The 17,664-nt window shown below is 69.1% G+C and carries 12 protein-coding genes and 1 pseudogene; 9 read left to right on the top strand and 4 right to left on the bottom strand.

The annotated features are described in order from the left end of the window. Positions 1-553: 553 nt before the first annotated feature. Positions 554-1,303 (top strand): IPT/TIG domain-containing protein, encoded by a 750-nt coding sequence (locus tag ACZ3UD_RS31560; protein WP_465595347.1) that lies wholly within the window; start codon positions 554-556, stop codon positions 1,301-1,303. 129 nt (positions 1,304-1,432) lie between these two features. Here ACZ3UD_RS31560 and ACZ3UD_RS31555 read toward each other — a convergent pair whose 3' ends face one another. The 3 genes from ACZ3UD_RS31555 to ACZ3UD_RS31545 all read right to left on the bottom strand — a co-directional run bounded on the left by ACZ3UD_RS31555 (position 1,433) and on the right by ACZ3UD_RS31545 (position 6,486). Next, entirely contained in the window at positions 1,433-3,499 is a 2,067-nt protein-coding gene (locus ACZ3UD_RS31555) for a multicopper oxidase family protein (protein WP_465595344.1), read from the bottom strand. 723 nt (positions 3,500-4,222) lie between these two features. Further along, positions 4,223-5,116: an endo alpha-1,4 polygalactosaminidase gene (locus ACZ3UD_RS31550; RefSeq protein ID WP_465595341.1), complete on the bottom strand. Its 894-nt coding sequence runs from the start codon at positions 5,114-5,116 to the stop codon at positions 4,223-4,225. A 488-nt stretch (positions 5,117-5,604) separates the two neighbouring features. Continuing rightward, positions 5,605-6,486: a hypothetical protein gene (locus tag ACZ3UD_RS31545; RefSeq protein ID WP_465595338.1), complete on the bottom strand. Its 882-nt coding sequence runs from the start codon at positions 6,484-6,486 to the stop codon at positions 5,605-5,607. Positions 6,487-7,568: 1,082 nt separating this feature from the next. Between ACZ3UD_RS31545 and ACZ3UD_RS31540 the strand changes: the two genes are divergently transcribed. The 3 genes from ACZ3UD_RS31540 (at position 7,569) to ACZ3UD_RS31530 (ending at position 10,128) form a co-directional block, all read left to right on the top strand. Continuing rightward, on the top strand, positions 7,569-7,790 hold the full coding sequence (locus ACZ3UD_RS31540; RefSeq protein WP_465595335.1) for a hypothetical protein: 222 nt from the start codon (positions 7,569-7,571) through the stop codon (positions 7,788-7,790). A gap of 310 nt (positions 7,791-8,100) precedes the next feature. Further along, on the top strand, positions 8,101-8,295 hold the full coding sequence (locus ACZ3UD_RS31535) for a hypothetical protein (protein WP_465595332.1): 195 nt from the start codon (positions 8,101-8,103) through the stop codon (positions 8,293-8,295). A 96-nt stretch (positions 8,296-8,391) separates the two neighbouring features. After that, positions 8,392-10,128 carry a DUF6895 family protein gene (locus ACZ3UD_RS31530; RefSeq protein WP_465595329.1) on the top strand — a complete coding sequence of 579 codons (1,737 nt, stop codon included), beginning with the start codon at positions 8,392-8,394 and terminating at the stop codon, positions 10,126-10,128. Between the two features lie 102 nt (positions 10,129-10,230). Here the strand turns inward: ACZ3UD_RS31530 and ACZ3UD_RS31525 are convergent, their stop codons facing one another. Then, positions 10,231-10,602: a fic family toxin-antitoxin system, toxin component gene (locus tag ACZ3UD_RS31525; RefSeq protein ID WP_465595326.1), complete on the bottom strand. Its 372-nt coding sequence runs from the start codon at positions 10,600-10,602 to the stop codon at positions 10,231-10,233. Positions 10,603-12,743: 2,141 nt separating this feature from the next. On the opposite strand from ACZ3UD_RS31525, the gene ACZ3UD_RS31520 reads away from it, so the two are divergent. The 5 genes and pseudogenes from ACZ3UD_RS31520 (at position 12,744) to ACZ3UD_RS31500 (ending at position 17,508) form a co-directional block, all read left to right on the top strand. Then, positions 12,744-13,850 carry a bifunctional DNA primase/polymerase gene (locus tag ACZ3UD_RS31520; RefSeq protein ID WP_465595323.1) on the top strand — a complete coding sequence of 369 codons (1,107 nt, stop codon included), beginning with the start codon at positions 12,744-12,746 and terminating at the stop codon, positions 13,848-13,850. Continuing rightward, complete coding sequence (locus ACZ3UD_RS31515; RefSeq protein WP_465595320.1) at positions 13,847-15,475, top strand: DNA primase family protein; 1,629 nt, start codon at positions 13,847-13,849, stop codon at positions 15,473-15,475. The genes ACZ3UD_RS31520 and ACZ3UD_RS31515 overlap by 4 nt, the downstream gene beginning before the upstream one ends. Further along, positions 15,472-15,876 (top strand): DUF6009 family protein, encoded by a 405-nt coding sequence (locus ACZ3UD_RS31510; protein ID WP_465595317.1) that lies wholly within the window; start codon positions 15,472-15,474, stop codon positions 15,874-15,876. The genes ACZ3UD_RS31515 and ACZ3UD_RS31510 overlap by 4 nt, the downstream gene beginning before the upstream one ends. 602 nt (positions 15,877-16,478) lie before the next feature. Next, positions 16,479-16,703 (top strand): annotated as a pseudogene (locus tag ACZ3UD_RS31505) (CHAT domain-containing protein); the annotation flags it as partial. 229 nt (positions 16,704-16,932) lie between these two features. Beyond that, a complete protein-coding gene (locus ACZ3UD_RS31500) occupies positions 16,933-17,508 on the top strand; it encodes a hypothetical protein (protein WP_465595314.1) in 576 nt (191 codons plus the stop codon). Positions 17,509-17,664 lie beyond the last annotated feature (156 nt).

The raw sequence follows: 17,664 nt of genomic DNA, 5'->3' as shown, positions 1-17,664 counted from the left end.
CGCGGGTACCGACACCGTTTGCGACTACGGGATGTCCGGACCGGTGGCGTCGACGAGTGCCGACGAGCTGACACCAGGCTGGCTCGAACCAATCAGCCCCGGTGTCCGAGTGGAGGGGGGCTGGAACAACGGACGGGCCGCCAGCTGAGCTTCCCGGCACGGGGATGGGCGGCCCGCCGGTTCAGACGTCATCATTAACCTGAAGGAGTGGATATGAAGCAACAGTATTGACGAATAGTCACCCAAAAGGCCCAGCGCAACGCGATGTCCCGCGCACGCCCATCGCGGATGTCAGACCCCATCAGCGTGGCAGGACGAAGGTCGAGGCGCCGACCACGCGCGTCGCCGTGGAAGCGGGCCCAGACATGGAAACGGTGCTGTCACGTTGGCCGATGAGTGAGGCAGCCCGCACCCGGAACACCTGTTGCTCACGCGCTCGGCCATCTGGCTGAGTTCCCGTGGGCATCCTTGCGGCGAAGGGCATCCGTTTGGGCTACTGGCGGTATTCCGAACCAGTACGCCCCACTGCGGTGCCCACCATTTGGAGAGCCTGATGCCACTGTCCCCGAACCAGGGCTCCACGGGGGGCCGCACCTCCGTGACGATAACCAGCACCACGGCCAACGCCCTGAGTACCGTCAGCCGGGTGCTGTTCGGCGACACTCCGGCCACCGACGTCGCCTACGACGCGGGCGCCGACCACGTCACGTGCCTCTCTCCCGCTGGGGCGGGCGTGGTGGATGTGACGGTGGTCCTCGCCAACGGTCAGGTCAGCGACGGTGTGCCCTTCTACTACATCCCGGCGCCCGTGGAGTCGACGCTGAGCCCCACGGCCGGGCCACTGGCCAGCGGCACCGGGGTCGTCATCACCGGCTCTGGCCTGGACACCACCAGCGCGGTGTCGTTCGGCGCCAGCGCCGCGACCGTGGTCTCCACGACCGACGGTCAGCTCAATGTCATCGCCCCGGCGGGCGCGGCCGGATCAGTGGACGTCAGTGTCACGACCGCTGCGGGCACCTTCGGCGGCCTGTCATACACCTACGTCGCCAGCCCCGGCACGCTGACGATCACTCCGAACACCGGAGAGCTCAGCGGCGGCACCCACGTCACGATCACGACCACCGGAGACGCTACGACCACGTCGCAGGTCCTGTTCGGCAGCACCTCCGTGCCCTTCGCCGTCGGCGGCACCCACACGCTCACGCTCTACACGCCCCCCGGGGCTCTGCTCGGCGCGGTCAACGTCTCCGTCACCACGGCGGGCGGCGCCAGCACCGCCACCAACGGCTACACCTACACCTGATCCCGCCCTTCGGCCTCGCGCAGCCGGCGCTGGAGATATTCACCGGACACGGAGGCCGATCGGCAGGGGCACGGTCGCAGACTCCCGCTTCCTTCGTCCCGCCGCCGAGTGATCACCGCTGAAAAGGCCTCAATGGCTGCGCTGATCGAGTACCTGCAACGGCCGCATCATTTCATTGTCCTCATGGTCCATGATGTGACAGTGCCAGACGTACCGTCCCGCGATGCCGAAGCGAAGCTTGACGCGGGTGATGTGACTTGGCAATGCGATCACGGTGTCCTTATATCCGCCTTCCCCCGGTTGTGGGGGTGACGATGCGCCGCCCGTGATTGCTTGGCGGCCGAGGACCTGGAATCCGATCTGATGGATGTGGACAGGGTGTGCGTCGCTGGTGAAGTTGTACAGTTCCCAGATTTCGGTGTCGTCCTTCACCGGCGTCTCGGTGACCGGGTCCGACCACAGGAGCGGGGTGGCTGAGCCGCTTGGCGTAACGGTGCCAAGTGTGTCCATCGCGGGCGCCCCGGTGAAGTACGCGGAGTCCTCCTCGTTGAGTGACAGCTTCCGGACCGTCCGACTCTCGGGAAGCGCCGGGATCGGAGGAAGCACGATCTGTGACGGCGGGACACTGGTGTCGGTAGAGGCAAGGGAAACGACGGTGAATTTCATGACCTGCCCCGTGGTCGTGATATTCGATGGCGTAAAGTCGGTGACCGGTGCGCCGCCGCCGTACGCCTCGTCCGGGCCTTCATTGATCAAGTAGAGCCCGGTGCCGACTGTGGTGCCGGTGAAGTCGACCACCACGTCGGCGCGCTCTGCGGGGGCCAACAGGAGTTGATCCAACCGGACCGGGGTCGGCAGGAATCCCTGGTCGTTTCCGATCTGCCAGAAGGGCAATGCGGGGCTGACGGGACGGGGGGCTGTGGCGTCAGCTGCGATCTTCAAGATGAGAGTGCGGGCGTTGCTTGCGTTGAGGATGCGCAGGCGGTACCGCCGCGGTTCCACGTTGAGTACCGGCCAGGTGTTCCCGTTGACGACCATCGTGGTGCCGAAGAACTCCGGATTCCAGATGGGAGGAATATCGGTGTAGGGGATCCATGGACCGTCCGGCGGGGTGTCACCGAAGTATCCGCGACTGCTGGGGAAGAACAGCGACCCGTCCGCTTTGAAGGATTTGTCCTGAACTACCAGGGGGATTTCGTAGGGGTGGGCGCTGTGGGCGCCGTCTCGCCCCGATGCCGGCCCAGGAAGTACTCCCGGGGGGAGATCAGCAGGTCCGCCTCGCAGCAGGTAGAAACCAGCAAGGCCCGAGTAGACATTCACCCGAGTCATGCCCAGAGCGTGATCGTGGTACCAGAGAGTCGCGGGACGCTGATCATTGCTGTACGCGAACGTTGCCGACCCGGGGCGCCAGCGGGCGCCGTAACGGTCACGGAACTGCTCGGCGAACCGATCGTAATAGGTACCTACGCGAGCATAGTCACGAGGAATATCACGAGATACCGGCAGGTACCAGGCTTCGGGGTATCCGTCACTCTCTTCTCGGCTGAACCCACCGTGCAGATGGGTCACGATGGGAACAGGTCCTCTGTACGGCCCGGGAGTGGTTGAGAAGGTCGGCCGAGAATCACGTCCGGCCCTTCCGCCAGGAGGGTTCGCCCAATGCAGCGTGGGGTCCACAGCACATAGATGGGGCAGATAGAAGCCGCGCGAGGTGACGAGGTCGTTGACCCATGTCACGGAGATCGGCCGATCCACACGGGCTTCAATGGTCAGGCCTGGCGCATGAAATGATTGCTGGTGGCCCACGGCTCCGTAACCCCAGACCGTGGTGGCCGGCATCCCGATTGGCAGCATTTGCTGCCGGAACTGACGGATCGCGATGCGGTAGGAGTCCCGGCCCTCGCTGGGCATTTTACCGAGAAGAAATAGCGGCGTTCTGTACTTGGGTACGGATGACGGATCGAGCGCGTCTCCCGATGGCCGTGAGGGATGCGGGTCGTGCCGAACGCGTCGAAGAGCACCCGTCCCGGATAGAGAATCGACTGCGTGGGCATGCCCGTCCGCAAGTGCGCCGGCGAAACCTACGGCACCGACTACCGCAACCGTGGTTCTGAGCAGCCCGCGTCGACTCGGCAGAGAACTCTCAGCGATATCAGCGGACTGCGAATTCTTCAGAGGATCGGCATCCTTGATCACACTCGAATGATATGCTCACGACATGGAGTGTGGCGTTATTTCCGCCGCTCGACACGCCTCACCCCCTAAAGTCCGATCATTGGGCTATTACTGCAACGGCAGATCTTCCTTCCAGTGATCGAAGCCGATCGCCCCGCGCTTCATGGAACGATCAGCACCACTTCCAGAAGGGCCGGGCTGGATCCAGCGCTGGCATCACCCTGCTGCTTTTGGCAGGGCATCACACGTCGCTCGCGGCATCCGGGGCGCGCAGGGACCGGGAGTTGACCTCGCCGCCGAGCCGCCGAGGCGCCACGAGACGCCTGGACCGCCTCGGATTCGGACCCACCGATTCGCCGGCCGGCCAACTCGCCTGGATCGTCGAGAAGTCCGGCGCACGGACCGATGGGGACCTGCCGGATGACGCGGTCGACCGCGGTCAGCTCCTCACCGATGTCACGGTGTACCGGCTGACGGCCACGGCAGGTTCGTCGGCCCGCCTCTCTTACGAGGCGGGTCCCTCCGGCGCCCGGGGCGGGTCCGGGCCCACGGCCGCCCCGACCGGCGTGGCGGAACCCGGGATCTTCGGGGCGCTCGCTTCCACCCCCACCGTCCGGCGGCTGCCGGCCGGTATCGACCCGGCCACGCTCGGCGCCCTGCGCGGCCCGAGCCACCGCCCTGGACATCGCCGCCCCTCGTGGCCTGCCACTGCGTGCAGGCGCACGAGCGGGTGACGGGGCTGGTTCAGCAGGTCTGGCGCAGGTAGCCGGGGTTGCTCGGTGGAACGACGTCGAGGTCGCGCCGCACGATGCTGATGCGGGTCCCCCAATCCGTGCACGCCGCCTGGAGGCCCTGCTCGTCGTACTCGATGTCGAATACGCTGTCGCCGAACGCGTCGGTGTAACGGTTGCACTCGCCGTACGTGCCGCACTGTTCCACCACCGCGAAGTCGAGGCCCAGTTGCTTCCGGTCCGGGGCCAGCTCCGCCGAGTTCTTCTGGGCGATGGCAAGGCCTTGTCCGTGGGCGTGCGCGACGAGTAGAGACTGGTACGCCTCGGCGTCGGCCGCGCCCAGCAGTCCGGCCGACCGTGTGTAGCTGTCGTAGTTGTCCGGCTCGACGGCGTTGAAGCCCTTGGTGGCGCACTCGTCGATCCAGCCGTCCACCTTCAGGGCGATCCGCCGACGCTTGGTGTCCGTGCTGATGTCCAGCAGCGCCTCGTTCCAGGTGGTGTCGTGGACGACGTTGCCAGCCTGGTCCCGGAGCAGCAGGTCCTGGTCCCATTCCTGCTCTGCGTCCGGCTGGGCCTGGAAGCCGTTGACGTAGCAGATGTTGTAGATCCCCGGTGCCGGGGACGCCCCGTGGTCGCGGCTGACGACGGACACACCGGCCGGCGGCTGGTACGGCCCGCCGATCTGGTAGTCGAACCCGGCGTGCACTGGAGGCACCGTCACGGCGGGCGAGGCCGTCGCCGATGCCGATGTCCCCTCGGTCGTGGAAGGCGAGACCGTCACCGCCGGTTCCGCGGTTCCGCCGGAGGAACTGCACGAAGAGACTGTGAGAACGGCCGCCGCCGAGATCGTCAGCGCTGCGGCGATCCAGACCCGCGACCTGCGGGATCGACCATGGTCAACGGGCATCATCGAACTCCAGGACGACAGGGCATGTCCTCAGGGCAGCTCCCCCCTTGCGGTGCCGGAACACGAAGGACCACCCCGGCGCTTTCCTCCCGAGAAGGGACAACCGGGACAACCGGGACGACAGGGGAATCGAGGAATGTCCGGGGGAAAGGGAGGATCAGGCGCGTCGCGCCGGGTGACGGAACCGCCGTCGTGCGCCCGCGATTTGACCGTATGAGAACGTCGAGTGGCGCCGCATCGGCGTGGAGGAGCGCGGCGCGGCAGCCTTCGTCCCGGCCGGAAGAACCGCGGCCGCTTCGCGGCGGCAGCGGTCAGGCGCAGTTCCCCCTGGTCGCCTGCCTCGTCGGGCAGGGCGTCGATGGGGCGGGGTCGGCGGACAGCAGCACTTGGTTGTCAGCAGCGTCAGCGACCGGGCGGTGATCGACGACGGCGGCCAAGGTCTTGGCCGCCGTCGAGGTGTGGAGGCTGCGGACAGCGGGTTCGGTGGGTCAGGCCACGCAGCCGGGGACCGTGGTGGGGCTGCCGAAGCAGTTGGTCGGGTTGTTGGCGAGCACGGCGGTGAAGTTGAGCGTGACGCTGCCGCTGTCGTTGTAGACGCCTCCGGGGGCGTTGGTCGCGAAGTTGCTGACGACCTTGCTCAGGGTGAGCGTGGTCGTGGCGCCGGCACCGCCGAAGTTGGCGATTCCGCCGCCCGCACCCGTGGGCCCGGATGCCGAGTTGTCGTAGACGGAGCTTTGCGAGACGTCCAGCGTACCGTCGTTGGCCACTCCGCCGCCCAGCTCGAGCGCGTTGTTGTTGACGACAGTGCTCTTGTCGATGGTCATGTCGCCGTCGTTGCCCAGACCGCCACCGTTGTGGAGCGCGCTGTTGCCACTGATGAGGCTGCGGTCGACCTTCGTGGTGGACCCGGCGTTGCCGCCGATCCCGCCGGAGAAGTCGGCGTGGTTGTCACGGATGAGGCTGCGACTGACAGTGAGGACCCCGTCGTTGCGGATGCCGCCCCCGAAGTCCCCCGTCGCGTCACCGTTGGTGATGATGGCCTCGGAAAGGTCCAGGTTTCCCGTCGAGTCGACCGTGAGGATGCGGAAGGCCGGCGCGGCCGGGTCACGGGTGATGGTGGCGCCGTCACCCTTGATGGTGATCGTGTTCTGGATGGACGGCAGCGGGGTGGTCAGGGTGTAGATGCAGCCCGGGGCCAGGGCGAGCGTGCCGCCGGAGGTGTTCGCGGTGGTGATGGCGCTCGCCAGCTGGTCGGTGATGCACGGGACGAACGTCTGCGCGGCTGCCGGGGTGGCGGCCACGCCGGTGACCATGAGGGCGGCCGCCCCGAGAGCGCCCAGCGTGCGGATCGCCAGCTTGCTGTGGTTCATTGCTTCTCCCTGGTGTTGAGTGGATCGTTCACGGGGCCGCGTGCGGCGTGTCCGGGAACGGGTCGAGGGTGTGCTGGGACAGGCTCGTGGTGGCTTGAGCCCCCTGGTGTGATCGCAGCTGTTCGGGCATCCGGCCTGCGACTGTCGGGGGCGCAGGGTTGAACGTCCGCGCGTCAGCCGGACGGTGTGGCGATCACGGGCATCCGTGTGGGGCCACGGCCTCGTCGAGGTTCTCGCCGGACCGGTTCTGACTGCCGGATCCGTCCGGCGGCCACCCGTGGGTGCCCGTCTACGCAGTGGGTGCGGTGAGGTAGGTGGAGGCGCTGGGGACGTGGACGGTGCCTGTGGTGGTGGTAATGGTCAGGTCTGCGGGACCCGGGGTCAGGGCAGGCGCGGTGAAGGCAACCGCGGTGTCGGAGACGACAGTGCGATGGCAGAGCCCCCGGCACCGCCTCCGGTGGGTCCTTGGTTCGGGCTGACGGCCTGCGGGGGCGTGATGACGCTCACCATGTTCGCGCCGTTGTCGCTCACGTAGGAGCAGAGAGCGTTTGGGGTGAATGCCACCCTGCTCAGGGCGGTGTCGACACGCTCACGCTGCCAGCCGCGTTGTTCGCCACATGGGCGCGGCTGCCGTTCGGGGTGACCGCGATTCCGGTGGGCCCGCCCCGACCGGCACGGTCGCGTCCTTCGCCGCCGGCCCTGCTGTCACGCGGTCAGTCGCTGAGGTCATGACGTCCCCTCCGGTCGAACGGGGACCGTCGACGTCCAAAGGCCGTCGCGTTCACGACAGCCGACATGACGTTGGCTCCTTACCGGGGGCGCCCGACGGCTGCCGGACCGGGAGCACATGTTCGTCTCCTGAGGTCCGACGCATTCCCCCGGCAAGGGATGGGCGGCCCACCGGGTTTAATCGCTACGAGTAACTCATAGAGCACAGAAAGTAGCCATCAGAAGACCTGCTTCTCACCCGAACGGCCGAGCGTGCTCTCCCCGGAAACGATCCCGCACCTGCTGTCCACCCAGCCGCGACAGCCGCTTCCCGCGTGCCACGGCCACACCTGCCAGCGGGCGTCTTCCGCTTGGTGGATGCGCGCTTCCAGATCGCGGCGAGCCTGTTTCACGGCGGCCTCAGCGGCGGCACCCAGTTCGGCGAGCTCATCCAGATCGCCGAGCTGTTTGAGCTCTTCGAGAGCGGTGTGGGCGATGTGTCGGCGGGTCCGGGCCTCCTCGCGGGCGGTGTGCCGGTCACCGGCCGCCACCCGCTGCGCAGGTCGCGCACGGAGATTTCCCCGGCCGAGGCGTAGAGCAGTGGCGGCAGCACCAGCACGCTGATCACGCACCCGACAGAGCACATCGCCGGAGGAGCCTGGCCGTCGACGTCAGCGCTGGCCGAACGGCATACCCGACCGCTCGATCCGTCTACGCGACGGTGTTCGTGGACGCGATCTACGTGAATCCGCACATCGAGGATAATGGAAGATTATATTTAGAATGGACTGTTCAGGTGAATTCACGCATTCACTGATGACACTCGCACAAATCATTGACACGATCGAGAATAAGTATCCTGCGGGATAGGAGCCCGCGGAAATCACACCCCAGTGGAGGCTCGTCATGACCAACTGCCCAGCTGTCGACGCCCGGGCCGCTCTCGCCTTCCTCCAGAACAGCGGACTGATAAACATGAACACCACTCTGGAACAACTGGTCAGTGCGACCACCACGCTCGGAGAAATCTCCGGCTATGTGCTGGCCTGGGACAAGTACGTGCTCGTCGTCCCGTCCGTGACCGAGGAGGCCGAGGCCTAGCTTCGGGCTGCGCCGTACGGGGCGCCCGCGTCAGGCAAAACGCAAGGCCGGGTGACATCGACTCCTCAGGGGGCGGCTGTGGCTGACATGTGGCGCATGGTGGAACACGGAGCGGTCTCCTGGCTGGCCGCACACCGCACCCGCTTCGACCCTGACGCCGCCGATGAGGGGCGTGTGCTGTTCGTCCGCAAGGCGCTCGTCGAGGTCGCGTTGCTGGTCGGGCTGCGCGCCCGGGCGGAGTCCGGATCCTTCGACGACGCCGACTATCAGATGCTGTTCGACCAGGTCACCGCAGTGGCAGCTCGAGCTTCGTACCGTGAGCTCGTCGCACGCGACGAGCGGGCCCTGCTCTTGTACGCGGGCACCTATGCGTCACAGCGGTTGTGCGGGCGGCCCGACCGCGAATTCGAGCGCCTCATCGGCCAATCGGTCTCCGGGCGCTACGCCGCCTGTTTCGAGCGCGTCCCCTTTCGGCAGTTGGATCTGCTGCACACGCTGGAGTTGGCCGGAATCGATCACGGAATACCGGCGGCCGACGCTGTCCTGCCCTTCTCCCTGCTCTGCGCGGATCCATCCGTGCTGAAGCTGAGCGATGGCGATATTTACGCGATCACGCATACCGTGTTCTACGCCACCGATTTCGGTCGGCGTATCCCCCGGTGGCCCACCGGATTCGATCTGCCGCAGGCCGTGGAACTACTGGAGGCACTCAGCCTTCTGTGCCGCCGGAAGGAGAACGCCGACCTCGTCGCCGAATTGCTCTGCTGCCTGCTGTGCCTGGGGATCCGGGACTCACCCGAGACGGAACGGGCATGGGCGTTTCTCGCCGATGTACAGGAACCCAGCGGGCGGGTCGCCGGGCCGGACGGCGTCCTCCCGCCGGAACTCGAGAACGGCGATCCGGAATACCGCGACTGGGCCACCGGCTACCACACCACGATCGTCGCAGCGCTGGCCGGCCACCTCGCCCGCGACGCAGCCGTGATCCGGCGGCCGCGCCCCTCACCTCCCCGGTCCGCCAGCAAGGGACGGCTCGAAGCTGCGATCCGGCGTGCCATCGCCTGGCTGACCGACGACGCTCTCGAGGTGCCCTTCGACGACGCAGTTCCGGCAGCCGGCGCGGCCTCGCGCGCCGCACGCTCCGTGGGGGAGCCGCAACTCGCCGCCCGGACTCTGACACGTCTCGTGCAACGTGCCGACGGCGCCCCCGCCCAGCCGGCGGCCTGGGGGCAGCAGGGCGTCGACGCGGTTGCCGAGTGTGCGCGAGGCCTGTCGGCCTGCGGACTGGCCTGCGACTCCCTCGACCGGTTCCTGACGGACACGGCAGGAACACTCACCGGACTCACCGCCGTTCCCACGACCGCCGCTGGCGGAGTCAGGCGACTTCAGGACCTGGGCCGACTCACCGCGCAGCAGGCGGACTCCCTCCTCGCCTCCACGGACCCCGCGAGCCTGCTGGCCGAGAACCATACGCCCGCGATCACTGCCGTGGCCTTGGCACAGTATGCCGACGGCCAACCGCTTCGCCTCGGCGGCGACGCCTCCGCCTGGCGTTCCGTCGCGGAGCGGTTCGCGGCCGCACTGCCGGCCGCCTGCCGGAGCTATCGACTCGAAGAGGTCGCCGCGCTCCTTCAAGGGCTGGGGGTGCTCGGCTGGGCCGATCACCGGATCACCCGCGACGGGGTCGACTTCCTGCTTTGCCAGCAGCACCCCACCGGCGCCTTCGGCTACCCGGCGCGCGACGACCACCAGGAGCGGGCGAGGGCGCAACGTATCTGGACCCAGAGTTGCGCCGTCGCCCTTTCATGCCTGTACGACTTGTGCGACGAGTGAGCACCCCACCGCTCCCCACGTCCGCCCGGTACGGTTCCGCTGCACCCAGGAAGCTTCGACAGGGTTACGAGCCTGGCCGTCAATCCCCTCCACCGCTCCGGCTCAGCGGTACCAGGTCCGGATGGCCGCCGCGGTCTCGCGGACGTCAGCGTGCCCGGCACGGATGCGGGCGGCGAGGGCGGCGGCCTGCCGGGGTTCGGCGGTGACGATGACGCCGGAGGCGCTGAGGTAGGCGGCGGCGACCACGGCGGCGAAGTGCTCGTTGCCGGACTCCAGGGCCGGGACGCGGATCAGTTGGTGCATCAGGGCGGCGGCGCGCTGGTGGACGGCCTCGTACACGGGGACGTCCATGACGGAGTCGGCGTGCCGGGCCACCGCGGCGGCGAGCGTGCCGTAGTCGGTGATGCCCGGGTCGTTCGGCAGGCACTGGTGGGCGATGTCCAGCAGCCAGACCCGGTCGATCCGCAGGATCACGCGGCATCCGCCCCGGCCCCGGCCACATGGACACTCCGCGGGCGGTACGGCCCGAACTCGGCCGCGAACGCGGGCCCCCGGACCGCGCGAGCTGCGCGGCCGCGGTCAGGAAACGCGCACGCTGATCCAAAGGCCCCAGCCTGGTACACGATGTCGTCCGGCCGCACGGGCAGATGCTTCACGGCACGAGCGTAGCGAGGTGTAGCGGGCGCTACAAGCTCGATCAGTCAACGCACGGCCGTGCCAGAACCCGCACCCGGTGTGTGTCCTTGAGGAAGCCGCACGCCACGGATGTGTACAGCGGCGGACGCGTCAACGGCCCCGCTGAAGGCGTTTCTGCCGGGGGCTCCTTGCCGGCCTGACGGGACGATGGTCTGTATGCAACCCCACAGTCGGTGAGGCGCGTACCCCTCGCCACATCAAGGCCTCCGTCCGGCGCACGGGGCAGCCGGGGGTGGAGGTCGAACCCGGACTCACCCGTGACGCCTGGTGGACGCGTCGGTAGGTGGGGAGCATCCGTGAGCACTGCCCCGAGCCGGACGCCGGTGAGGTGGTGGGTGTGGCGGTTTCGAGGGCGTCGATGGTGCCGGACATGACGGTGCGCAGGTGCCGGGTGACCCGCACGACTGCCTCCCGCAGTGCCGGGACGGACGTGCGAGCCGCCGGTGCCGCCCGTGCTCGGATTTTCCGCAGAAAATCCGAGCACCTCCCCAGGGCAGCGAGCACCTGTGGACCGGATTCCGATAACCGCCTGTGGTCACCGCTGCCGGCGGGCCGGAGCAGTGCTCGGGACGGACGCCGCTCCCACGGTCCGTCAGCCCACTGTCGGTACCTCTCGAGGCGTGACGCCCGAAAACGATCCGGACGTCGCGTCGGCCAAAACCGGGGGCTCATGGACATAGGTCCCGCCCGACGGCACTGCCCGGCTCGTGTCAGGCCCTGGTCAGCAGGGAGGCGAGGTAGGCCTGCGTCTCCGGGTCGGTGGAGTAGCGGCGGGCGCCGACGGGTGGCGAGGACGCGGTGGGTGTTCAGCGCGTACGGCAGGTAGCGCTCCGGCGTCAGGTCCCGCAGCTGGCCTGCGTCGTGGCTGGCTTCGGGGCGGGCCTGCCATCGGCCGTCGCGGCCCAGGAGGGGGAACTCGGCGCTCGGCGCTCCCGGAAGCAACCTCGCGCGCAGATGCCCGATCAAAGCGGCGGCCGCGTTGTGCGGGACCACCGTGCCCTTGGCCTGTACGCCTGTACGCCGTCGGCCCAATCCCCGAGGTGGTGGACGTATCCGCCGACCTGTCGGGCAAGGTGCGGTTCGCTGCCCGACCTCCAGCATTCAAAACAGTCGGCCCCTGGGTGGGACTGATGCGGGGACATGTCTGTGCCAGAGTCGCTTGGGTCGCTTCGGTCTCTGACGGCACGGCCCAGCTCCGGACAGGCGACCGGCCCCCACAGACCGACCACTCAGCGACTGAGCGACCGAAGCGACTCACGGTGGGAACTCCTGTCCAGGGGAGGCGGCGGACCCGTCCTCGGTGGAGGGGCACGGCCGCTTCTCCAGCCGGCCCAGAGCTACTGAAGCGACCCAAGCGACCCGGGACCGGGACCTTCGGCGGGCCTGCCACGCGCGACACGCCGACGGACCAGGCCCGAGAGACTCAGTCGCTTTCAGTCGCTGAGCTTCAGTCGCTGGACAAAACCCCAGGTCAGAGCAGGTGAACCAGCCCCATCAGCGACTCAAGCGACTCAAGGTTGGGTATATGAAGACATTCCCGTGTGCGTGTGCGCGTTATAGACCCGGGGCTTCAGTCGCTTCAGTCGCTGTTTGCTGGAAAAATCGGCTTCGACCTGCGAAAACGTCGGTGGACCGAAAACAGCGACCGAAGCGACTCGGTCGCTGCTCCAGGGTTCGGTAGCTGCTCGGTAGCTGAGTTTCCCGGCAAACCCCACCGGTTCGGGACCGTATGTCCTCGCTCGGCTAGTCTGTGTGAGCTATCTTCTGGACTTCGGTCGCTTCAGTCGCTGATCCGGCATCCACCAGTGCTCTGACCTGGCTTTTTGCTCTCAGCGACTGAACGAGCGACTCAACATCGGGCAGCTACCGAGCGACCGAGGAAGCTTAAGCAGCTACCGAACCAAGGGGAAGGGACCAGCGTGACGGCGCCGAAGGCCGTGGGGAGCGACCGAGCGGAGCGTCAGCCAGACGCGCTGGCCGTCGCGCGCTGGTGCGCCGCCCAGGGCTGGCCGGTCCATCCGCTGGCGCCCGGGCGCAAGACGCCGCCCGCGAACTGCCAGGCCTGCCAGGACTCACCGCACTCCCCCGCCGAGTGCCTCTGCCCCCGCGTCGGTCGCTGGTGCCACGGCTTCCACGCCGCCACCGTCGACCAGGACGTCCTGTCGGCCTGGTGGCACGTCAACCCCGACTTCGGCGCAGGGGTCGCCTGCGGTCCCGCAGGCCTGGTCGTCATCGACGTCGACAGTCACCCGGCAGCCGTCCCCGCCCGGGACCGGATCCTGCCCGGCATCCCGATCCACGAGCACGTCAACCTCGACGGGCTGGAGAACGGCTACCACACCCTCGCCCTGCTCGCGGCCTTGCGCCAGGCCCCCGACCCGGCCGAGGACACCGCAACCCTGCGCGTACGGACCCCCTCCGGCGGCCTGCACATCTGGTACCGCGACCACGCCCACCACCGCTTCACCTGTTCCACCGGCTCCTCCGCCGGACGGGCCCTCGCCTGGCAGGTCGACGTCCGAGCCCACGGCGGCTACATCGTCGCGCCCGCCACCACCACCGCCAACGGCACCTACACGCCCCTGCCCGGCGCCACGACCCCCGCCCCGCTCCCCCAGTGGCTTGCCGAGGAACTCATCCGCACCGGCCACCTCAAGGACCGGCCCGGCCAGCACGGCACTGTTCCCCAGCCCGCCGTCCCCGACCGAGGACGGCAGGCCGTGGTGGCAGCGGGAGGCGGGAAACGGGGAGCGGAACGCGTCCTCGACGCCGTCCTGCAGGACGTCACCGACTGCGCCACCACCCCGGAGGGGGCCGGCTTCACGGGCAAGCTCAACCGCGCCGCCTACACCGTCGGGGGCCTCGTCTCCGCCGGCCACCTCACCCACGCCGCCGCCGAGCAACTGCTCACCGACGCGGCCCGTACCGCCCGTCCCTCCCAGGACCGGCACAACTCCGCCGTCATCCGCTCCGGCCTCACCGCCGGCGCCCGGCAGCCCCTGCACATCGGGAAGGCGCGCGGATGAGCGACAGCCCCCGCAAGAGAACGGTCTTCGACCCCGTGGCCGCAGCTCAGCAGATCCTGGAGTACCCGCCGCTCCCAGGCCCCGCCCAGGCCCCCTGGCACGGCACCGCCGTCCAGGAGTCCCTCCTTGACGCCCCTGCGGCACGCCCGCAGGCGGCCCAGACGGCCTTTCAGGCGCCCGTCCAGGCCCCTCAGGCCCCGGAACCCCCTCAGGCCCCCTCAGGCCCGCAGGCGAGCCCTGACGGCCTCCTGCCGGACTCCCTGTCAGACCGTGGCAACGCCAAGCTCTTCGTCCACCTCTACGGACGCGACTACCGCCACGTCCCCGGCATCGGCTGGTACCGCTGGGCCACCCACCGCTGGCAGCTGGACGAGGACGACACCGTCCTGTGGGCCGCCGGCGAGATGGCCGAGAGCATCGCCACCCACGACCCCCGCGGCCTCTACACCAACACCGACCTGCGCCGGCACCGTCGCCGCGCCCTGTCCACCTCGGGCATGAACGCCATGCTCGCCCAGGCCAAGTCCGCCCCCGGCATGGTCCTCAACGCCGCCCTCCTGGACGCCGACGCCTACGCCCTGTGCACCCCCGGCGGCGTCGTCGACCTGCGAACCGGCGGCATCGTCCCGCCCGACCCCAAGGTCCACCACCACTCCCGCTCCACCACCCTGGCCCCCGCCCGGATGCCCACCCCGCGCTGGGACCGCTTCCTCACCGACACCTTCGGCGACGACAGGGAAGGCCGCCAGACCCGCGACTTCCTCCACCTGCTGCTCGGCTACTCGATCAGCGGCGACGTCGGCGCCCAGGTCATGCCCTTCCTCTACGGACAGGGCAAGAACGGCAAGTCCGTCCTGCTGGACGTCATGATCCAGCTGCTGGGCGACTACGCCGACGCGGCCCCGCCCGGCTTCCTGATGGCCAAGACCTTCGACGGCCACCCCACCGACCTCGCCGAGCTCCACGGCCGCCGCATCATCGTCTGCTCCGAGCTCAAGCCCGGCGACCGCTTCGACGAGGCCCGGGTCAAGCTGCTGACTGGTGGTGACAAGATCAAGGCCCGCCGGATGCGCCAGGACTTCTTCTCCTTCGAGCCCACCCACAAGCTCTGGCTGCTCGGCAACCACCGCCCCGAGGTCGGCACCGGCGGCTTCGCCTTCTGGCGGCGCATGCGTCTGATCCCCTTCGAACGGGTCGTCCCCGAGGAACGCAAGATCGACAACCTGGCCCACGTCCTCGTCGCCGAGGAGGGCCCGGGTATCCTCGCCTGGCTCATCGACGGTGCCCGCCGCTACTTCGCCGGTGAGAAGGACCTGGCCGGCCCCCAGGCCGTCCAGACCGCCACCACCGCGTACGCCGAGACCGAGGACCACGTCGGCCGCTTCCTCAAGGAGGCCTGCGTCACCGGCGAGGGCATGCGCGCCGAGCAGTCCCAGCTCTTCGGCGCCTACACCCGTTGGTGCGGCTTCGAGGGGGCCAATCCCGTATCCGGCCGCGCGTTCGCCGCACGAGTTCGCGAGACACTGGGTATGACCTCTCCCAAGGAGATGGTCCTGTCCAACAGCCGCAAGTACTACCCGGGCATCGGCCTGATCACCGACGACACAGAGGAGCAGAACGCGTGAGCGCGCTGATCGACCCGGCCGAGCTCGCCCACGAAACCGACCTCGTCTGGCTTGAGGACACCACCGACCTCGACTACGTCCGCCAGTCGCTGGACCGCCTCACCACCCGGCGCGGCCGCCCGGCCTACCACCGCGACGGCCGCATGGTCGGCTACGCGATCCTGGGCCCCGACGCCAAGTCCTCCCGGGCCTCCGGCACCTTCCGCCGCCGCGTCTTCTGGCTGCTCCCCCACGACCGCGACCAGGACCCGCAGGGCCTCTACACCACCGGAGCCCCCTCCGAGGCTGTGGACCCGCGCACCGTCGCCCCGGGCGTCAAGGGTTACAAGACCGAGCGCTCCGAGGGCGGGCCGGCCTCGCCGGCCATGCTCGAGCTGGGGATAACGCTCCCGAAGGCCTGACCGCTCCGGAACGAGCCGGTGGGGGTGCGACCTGAGCTGTCGGGTCGCACCCCCACCGGCTCAGAACGGGCGATGAACCCGGCCTGCCACCCGCGCGAGGGGGTCCTCGGCGGACACGATCTGCGGGTCGGCCTGGCACTTCTCTGGGACGCCGTCGTCGGTCCCGTCCTCGAAGCCGTACGCGACCTCCCCCGCGGCGACACGGACGACCCGTTCCGGCCCGCCTCGACCGTGGTGCCCCACTGGCTTCCTCGCCTACTTCCCGTACTTCCCGCTGCACATGGCGGAGCACCCCGAGGAAGGCGCCGCCTTCGACCTGGTGGCCTTCTCCCACACGCCCACGGTGCACGCTCGCCCAGTCGCGACCGTGGCGGGTGGGCGCCGGGAGCCGGCCGCTGCTGGTCGCGGTCCCGCAGGCCCCGGAGTCCCCGACCTCCCGGGTGTCGACGAGGAAGCCGCCGTCCTCGTCGGCCTGTTGCCGGGCACCCGACTCCTGCGCGGACGGAGCGGCACGCGCGAGCGCCTCATGAGGGAACTCCGGAACCACGACATCGTCCGCATCGCCAGCCACGCCGGAGACGACACCGACCGCCACCACGAAGGCCACCGCGTCCTCCACGACGGCCGGCTGCAGCCACCTGGTGGGCAGCCTCTGGCCCGTGTCGGACCGGGCCAGAGGCTGCCTGGCGGAATCCTTCTACCGGCACCTGACCGCTCACCCGGGCACGAGCGTCGCCCACGCACTCCACCACGCGGTGTCCCAGCTCCGAGCCCGCCACCCCGACCGCCCGTCCCAGTGGGCGCCCCACGCGCACGTCGGTCCGTGAACCACACCGCCAGACTGCGGTGCACCCCTCTGGCGCGACTCGTCGAAGGGGCGGCGGCCAATCGAACACGGGGCGGCAGCCAACCGCCGGACCCGACCAGGTCGAGAGAAAGCAGCGGGTTGGCGGCCGCGGCCCGTCGGACGCTCCGATCCGGGTCGGCCAGCAGCCGGACGGGCGGCTCGTCCAGGCTGTGGTCGGCGGCGGCCAGGGCGCGGACCTCCGGGTCGATGTGATCGAGAAGATGCCCCAGCCCGGTGCGCGGAAGCCGGGGCAGCGTCAGCAGGTAGGGACGCTGGCGGGGTACGGCGAGGAAGGCGTCGAGGACGATGGCGGGCGGCGCCGCCGGGTGGTTGAGGGCGAGCCGGTGACGCACCTGCGCGTCGGGGTCGGCGGCCAGACGCCGTACCAGTCCTTCCGGCAGCTGCGCGCAGGTCACGGCGACCCGGCGCAACAGCGGGTCTGCGGACAGGGCGCACGCCTCGTACCGGTCCGTGCCCGGATCCAGGAACATCTCGCCGACCCGGCCGACCCACTCGACCGAGTGGCCGACGACCCGGTCGATGGCGTCGCGCTGCGGCCAGGTCCGCGGGAGCGGCTGCAGCCGGGCCCGGGTCCGTACGGTCCCATCCGGGTCCTCGGCCAGCTCCGCCAGCAGGGCCGGATCCACGTCGGCCCTGGCGGCCACGCGCTCACGCACCTTCGGATCAGCGCCTCGCGCTGCGCGGGGCGAGCCACAGCCACAACCCGGCGGCCATCGCCCGCAGCTGCGGATGACACCGCGCAGCCACAGGTCGGAAAGGGGTGAGGAGGACATCGGGACATCGAGGCAGTGATCAAGGCGTCCGTCGACGCGAGCCGTCGTGGCGCCTTTTTTGGAGGGAATAAAAGGGAATGCGGGGGCGCGGCGGCGGGGGGGGGTGGGGTTATCACCGGGGGTGGGTGGGGCCCCCCCCGGTTGTGG

This window comes from Kitasatospora sp. NPDC023118, assembly GCF_055560875.1.
Note: the sequence above shows the minus strand (reverse complement) of the source record. Positions and strands in the feature narration are given on the sequence as shown.